Source organism: Brucella sp. IR068 (assembly GCF_049065885.1).
Classification (GTDB): Bacteria; Pseudomonadota; Alphaproteobacteria; order Rhizobiales; family Rhizobiaceae; genus Brucella; species Brucella intermedia.
On record NZ_JBAKHE010000034.1, the window covers coordinates 1 to 6,433 of the forward strand.

Here is a 6,433-nt window from a genome sequence, read left to right on the forward strand (position 1 = left end):
AAGGCGATTTCGAATTCACCGGTCTTCCTGCTGGCGAGTACACGGTTCACGTCTATCCCGACAAGGTTTCCTACGCTCCGCTGAAATCCGTGGATATCATGGTCGGGTCGTCGGTGCTGCGATCGGTGCGGCAGATCGAAATCCCTGAAGTTGCTCCCGGCGGCACAGGGACAGCGAGGATCGAGCTTGTATCGACCGGTACCGGCCGGGATGGCGGTAAATATGTGATGAGTGCACCGAAGGGCTTCACCTTTACCGATAACAATGTCATCACGACGCGTCCGGATGGCACTGATGCGGGTCATGGCTGGACACTGTCACCAGACAAGCGCACTCTTACCAATAGGGGTGCGTGGTGGGATGCCAAGGGAACATGGACAATCTCCGTGGGCCTGACAGCCAGCGAGGATCTGGCCTGGGCGGGACCCGTTACCGCAGAAAACGGCCTGTCTTTTGCAGTCAACGGCCAGCCGGCTGCAACCGGCGATCTGACGGCAGGCGTGCGTGGTGTGCTTTCGGTCAAACAGACCGTGGTTCCCGAACTCAGACGCGGCGCAAGCGGCAAGTTGATGATAGAGCTCAATTCCACGGACGCTGGACAGAAAGGGATCAGCCGCGCCTTGAACAGGTTGCTCGCGCCTGAGGGCTTTACGTTCACCGACGAAGAAGTTGTTGTAAAGGGGCCAAACGGTGCCACCGCCAACAAATCGTGGAATATGACACGCGATAAAAAGCGCCTGCTCAATCTTTTTGGTGCTATGTGGGGGGTCGAAGGTATCTGGAGGGTTGAGGCGTCTCTGACGGCAGATTCAGAGGCGGCGACAGGTACATTTACCGCTGCGGATGGCCTGTCATTCACCACGGGCGGCGGCCTGAAACGTCTGAACGGCGACCTGACAGCGAAAGTCGTCGGTCTGGCAGCACCATCGGTTTCGCGTGCCTGGTTTACCTTCAGGGATGTGGAGGGGCGTTGGAGCGTAACCGCGGAGGGCGAAGGCCAACCTGGAGCGGGGATCCAGTTTCGAAACAAAAGTGGAGCCTGGGTGGATGCCGACACGGTGGGACCTGACAGGAAATTCTCCTTCACCACCGATGATTATCCCGACGATGGCATCGTCGTACGACAAACTTTCAATGGGGAATTCTCGGCGGAAACGGCTAAGGCTCCTATCGGGACAGGCGCCATGCTGTCTGTCGATCCCAATCCTGAACGGGGTGCCGTCGGTACGGTCGATTTTTCCAGGACCGATCCCCGCAACTGGGTCGGCGCCTTTGCAAGAGGCGCGGATCCAGCCACTGCAAAGCCTGTGTGGCGTCTTGACGTGACGACAGCCTATACTTCCTTCGAAGCCAAGCTTGATCCGGGCCCATACACATTTCATGCCTTCGCAGACAGCTCGCTCATGCCGATCCAGTCGGTCGACGTCGACGTGACCGAGAAATAGTCAAGTCCGGCCCGTTGGGAAGCAGCGGGTTCCGGCGTTGCAGCATTCACGTCTACCACGCTGGGCGCCTGCAATTGTCTTTGAGCTCCGATCTGATTGACAGGTCGGGGCTCTGCAAGTTCGGCGCCAAAGCTGTTTTATGACGCCGTTTTCTTCATACCGGGGAGGGGGTCACAATGGTAGTTTTCCATGAGAGACGCCTGGTTTATATCAAGTGTGGAGCGACCTCTTCAGCCGCGGCTGATCCCAATGCGGACCGCTATCATGACTCAAAATCTCTTTTGATTATTCTGACTGTTGCTGAGCGATCAGGATCCAGCTCCAAAAACTTGGCAGGGGACTGGTCGCGGGCATGCCCATCATCCTCAAGGTCCTGAGCCACCGTTGGCACCGTCGCCATGCTCTGGGTAGGCGGCAGCATCATCGTTCACGGGCTGGATTCCATCGGCAGCCACAGCGTCGAAGCCTTCATCAACAGAGGCAACTCCGGCCGCGCCAAACGTCATTTCTATCAGGCTGTCCGATATTGTAGTTCGTCGAGATTGGACAGAGCGCTTGGGTGCCGTTCGCTTCCGGAACTTGAGACGGTCAGCGGGATTGCGCAGTGCAAATTAGAGCATTTCCAGCAAAAAAGTGAATGGGTGCGTGTTCGGAAGACCCGCAAAGACAAAGTGGTAGAGCGGTCGCAACCATTCTTCCAAAATATTAACCCTTCAAAATGCCTAAGAAGCAATGAGCGACAGCTGTTCTATGATCCGCAGCTAACTGGTCGATGGGGCCGGATCTGCTGCCTTTCTTTATTCATCCAACTGGCAGACGTGACAAAGCTCGATTCGGGTGCCTGACTCGGGATGATGCGATAGCGTGCTCTCGTGATGGTCCTTTAGTGGATCGGCCATATCGCGCGATACGCTCTAGTTGATGACATCGCTGATCACTCCAATCGGCGATCAGAACATGTTTCAGGCACATTGATCAAATGGTCGCCAGCGCAGTCGGCTGTGCATCGAATACCTATCGTGCGCAGAATGAAAGTAATTCATCCAGACTTACCGCATTTCATCAAAATATCGATGTTCAACACTTTCAACATGGTTACTTCTAAGATGGATATTTTCGGTGGGCATAGGTTATGAGGTGGCTCAAGTTGAGGTGTAATACCATAGTGTTTACATAGACATGAAGTCGTCTCAATCGGGTTGGAAATACTTCAACATGTAGAATTTATTATATTTCTATGGTGACATACAATGTCTAGTCTTCTTACGAATACCTCTGCTATGACTGCTCTGCAGACACTTGCCAATACCAACAAGAATCTCGCGGCAGCGCAGAATCGTATTTCAACCGGTATGAAGATTGCTGAGGCGTCGGACAATGCTGCTTACTGGTCCATCGCTACTACCATGCGTTCCGATAATTCGGCCAATGAGACCGTCAAGACCTCGCTTGGTCTCGGTATGGCAAAAGTCGACGTAGCATACACTGCTGTAAACGATACTGTCAAAAAGGTTGAGGCTATCCGTAACAAGATCGTGGCGGCAAAGAACGGTAGCGCTGCTGATCGCGCGAAACTGCAGGAAGAGATCAGCAAGGCGCAGGGCCAGCTGAGATCAAGTGCAAAGGCAGTGTTGGGGGGTACTGCACTCTTGAGCACCGATTCTTCCAATGAGCAAAAAGCCTTCAAAATCACTTCGGGGTACAACCGCGGTGATGACGGTTCGGTTTCTATCGACACTATCGATATCGATTTGGACGCTGTGCGTCTTGTTGACACCAGTGCCAGTGGTGCAAAGACCGGCGTTTTTGACTCCGAGTTTGTGATCAAGAAGGCGGGTACCGATGGCACGGAGAAGAAGGCCTCCATTCTTGATCTGGATGTCGCTGCCGATGATATCGATGGCGATATGATTGATGCCATGCTGAAGGGTGTCGAAGGTGTTGCAGACAAGCTGCAGACTGCAGCCACTGCACTCGGAGCTGCGAAGACCCGTATTGAAACCCAGACGTCATTTATCGGAGTCATGCAGAACGCTGTTGACCGTGGCATTGGTGCCATTGTTGACGCAGACATGACCAAGGAATCGGCTCGTCTTTCGGCGCTTCAGGTGCAGCAGCAGCTCGGTACCCAGGCGCTTTCGATCGCAAACTCCAGCACGAACGAAATTCTCAAGCTGTTCCGCTAATACCAGCAATCGATAAACTTCGAACAGCGTACCTCTGACGCATATCACGTTCGACACGGGCCCCGCTATCTACTGATGGTGGGGTCTGTTGCATGATCCAGGCTGAGAGCGAAGCCGCGGTCTCCTTTGCAGATGGAATGTCGACCGGATCAGGCGGCAACAGAAGCGCTATCTCTGGCGGTTCCCGAAGTCTAACTGGCCATAGTTGGCCGTGATGGGATGCTCCCTTCATTTTCATAGAAGCCAAAAAGGCTGATGGCACAAGCGAATTGCCACGGGCCGTACTGACCATGGAAAGCCGCAACAGGTTATTTGTCCGTTCGATGCTGTCGAGCGGCCTGTGGCTGCGGACTTACTATTGGGGTTTTAATATTGCCTTGAATAGGGGCAATTGGAGAAGATGCCGCGTAGCATCCGGGAGAGAGTCTCGCTCGCTTCTCCTCATGTACAGGGACGAATGACAACGAACTCAGCCGTTGGAAATTCTCCGGTTATGCATTGGACTGCGTTAAGGTTTGCCACAGGGTGACGGAGCACTCATCAGAACACCTACCCAATGCCCACCTAGTTGGTTTCAAGCACTTCGAGCAGTCGTCTGCTCTGGATATAGCAACTTTGATGCAGATAGTACGGTGCTTCCCGGTATCAATCAGAGGCGGTGATGCGGGGAAGTGTTTGGCAGAGCGGGACCGCTTTTACGCACTGCAGCGACGACAAGTGTGTCGCCGATCCGATTGAAAAAATGTCGTCAGTTCATGCACCGAAAATTGGATACTGAGCCTGATGTTCAACACCAAATTTTGTCCAGAAAAGGCATTGGGGCGTGGATTCAACTCCTCAACCTACCGTCGGCTACTGATTTTCTTTTTGGTTGGCATATCGTTCTGATCAAGCGGTGCTCTTGGTTTGTCCTAAGAGTGGATATTATCCTAAAAAATTGTTTTCAAAATTTGTTTAACAAAAACAGGAAAATGTAGGCAAGCAAACCTCCGGTCAAACGCATCCTGTTCAAAATGATAATAAAAGCGAGTGACTCTTGGTCTGTTCCAACTGTTTATAGGCCCGATGCTACGGGCATCGGAATGATTGCGAAAACAAGAATTGAGGGTAATGAGACTGAAGTGGTGAACTGGTAACGAGAGTATCGTGGTCGTTAACGCGGTCTGATCGCTTGATAAGCATAGAGGCTGGGCGGCGCCAATCAGGATAGTTGTTCGAGGTATGGTTGCCCAAAGGCAAACTATACCATCCTGAAAGTCAATCGATCGGCTGTGCAATCAACGCGATGCTCGAACCGGCTGTATGGGTGCCAAGGCGCCATCGATTTCTGAGAAGTGCCCCATATCGCATGCAGCAGATCGGTGAGCACGCTGATCGCCATTCGACAGCGTTGGCTTTTGGTGTCTATCAAACTCCATGTAGAACTATGAAGTTAATATTCTCTAAAACCATGATCAAAAAGCGGTCCGGGGGCGCTCTGACTAGAGCGGCATTCTGCAGTAGTGGCTTGCACTGTGGAAACTTCACGTGCAGCAGCCCGAGCGGAAAAATCTAACGTTCAGGCTGAAGAATAACGGTGTGATCAATTTGCTGCTGAAGCAGCAAGTTGCAGTTCCTGCATCAGGCAGCAAGCAAGGCCTGGATGCAGGCGGAATTTGGAATGATTGTAGGGTCGGTAACGTGTTGATAGTAGTAGACGATCGGGAAATGGTAATTGAGGCCTATACGAATTGGTTCAAACGTGAAGGCGTATATGTTTCAGGTTTTTCGGTAGACAGCTTTTTTGAATGGTTCGCGAACGTTTCGCCGCAAGACGTCCGGGCTGTTGAAGGAATCCTGATTGGTCAGGGAGACGACGTTCAAAAACTTCCGGTTCGCATTCGCAAGGTCTGTGACGCTGCTGTGATCGCTTTGGTGGAATATAGCTCATTAGACAATACTCTCGAATTGTTTCAGATGGGGTTTGACGATGTCGTCCGAAAACCCGTTCATGCGCGCGAAATACTTGCCCGGATTGGAGCTGTGCATCGCCGCACGCAGGCAGCCAATGATAAAAACGAGGGAGTGGTCGGGCCGATCCGGGTATTCTCGGATGGAAGGGATCCTCAGCTCAATGGCCATGATTTTCCGCTGCCTCGCCGAGAGCGTCGTATACTGGAATATCTGGTTTCAAATCGCGGACGCCGGGTAAACAAGTCCCAGATTTTTAATGCTATATATGGCTTTTTTGACTGCGATGTCGAGGAAAACACTATCGAAAGCCACATATCCAAACTGCGGAAAAAACTCCGTCAGGAGCTCGATTTCGATCCCATCGATTCAAAACGTTTTCTTGGCTACACTATCTGTGTTTAAGAGAAGCCAGGTCAGCTCTGGCCGCATGCATGCGGCCAGAGCGGCCATTATCGTCGGTATTAAGTTTCATAGAATCTGCCTTGCGACTGGGTGTGTCGCGGAGGTTATGCCTTTAATCTAATGCCTGCTATTGGAGTCTGTCGGTGTCAAGTGAGACATAGCATCGGGCTCTGTGTAGCGTGCGGGGGATGAGGCTCCCGTTAGATTGTGTTGGTAGTGAGGGACCGTTATTCCCGGCTTCATTGGTAAGTCCCATCCTTCCTGATTGTTATTTTAGTTTTGGTTGTTTTTGTTTTGGAAACCCCAGTTTGAGGCAAGGTTGGGGCGGGTAGTTGTTGTAGCTGTTTTTGAGTGGATTGTTTGTCCATGGGATTTTGATGTTGTGGCGCGTTTGACTGGCTTTTGGTTGCGCCCTATGGATTTGGAGCATTGAATGAGCCTCTATGG

The 6,433-nt window shown here is 52.0% G+C and carries 4 protein-coding genes; all 4 read left to right on the forward strand.

Translation table 11 applies throughout. The annotated features are described in order from the left end of the window. A partial coding sequence (locus ACOWVS_RS23225; RefSeq protein WP_420973169.1) for a hypothetical protein occupies positions 1–1,445 on the forward strand: 1,445 nt, incomplete at its 5' end. 398 nt (positions 1,446–1,843) lie between these two features. Then, the gene (locus tag ACOWVS_RS23230) at positions 1,844–2,290 is read left to right on the forward strand and encodes a hypothetical protein (RefSeq protein WP_247644482.1); all 447 of its coding nucleotides are present in this window, start codon (positions 1,844–1,846) and stop codon (positions 2,288–2,290) included. A 405-nt stretch (positions 2,291–2,695) separates the two neighbouring features. Further along, entirely contained in the window at positions 2,696–3,631 is a 936-nt protein-coding gene (locus tag ACOWVS_RS23235) for a flagellin (RefSeq protein WP_075042536.1), read from the forward strand. 1,680 nt (positions 3,632–5,311) lie between these two features. Further along, the gene (locus tag ACOWVS_RS23240; protein ID WP_075042538.1) at positions 5,312–5,986 is read left to right on the forward strand and encodes a response regulator transcription factor; all 675 of its coding nucleotides are present in this window, start codon (positions 5,312–5,314) and stop codon (positions 5,984–5,986) included. The last annotated feature ends 447 nt before the right edge of the window (positions 5,987–6,433 follow it).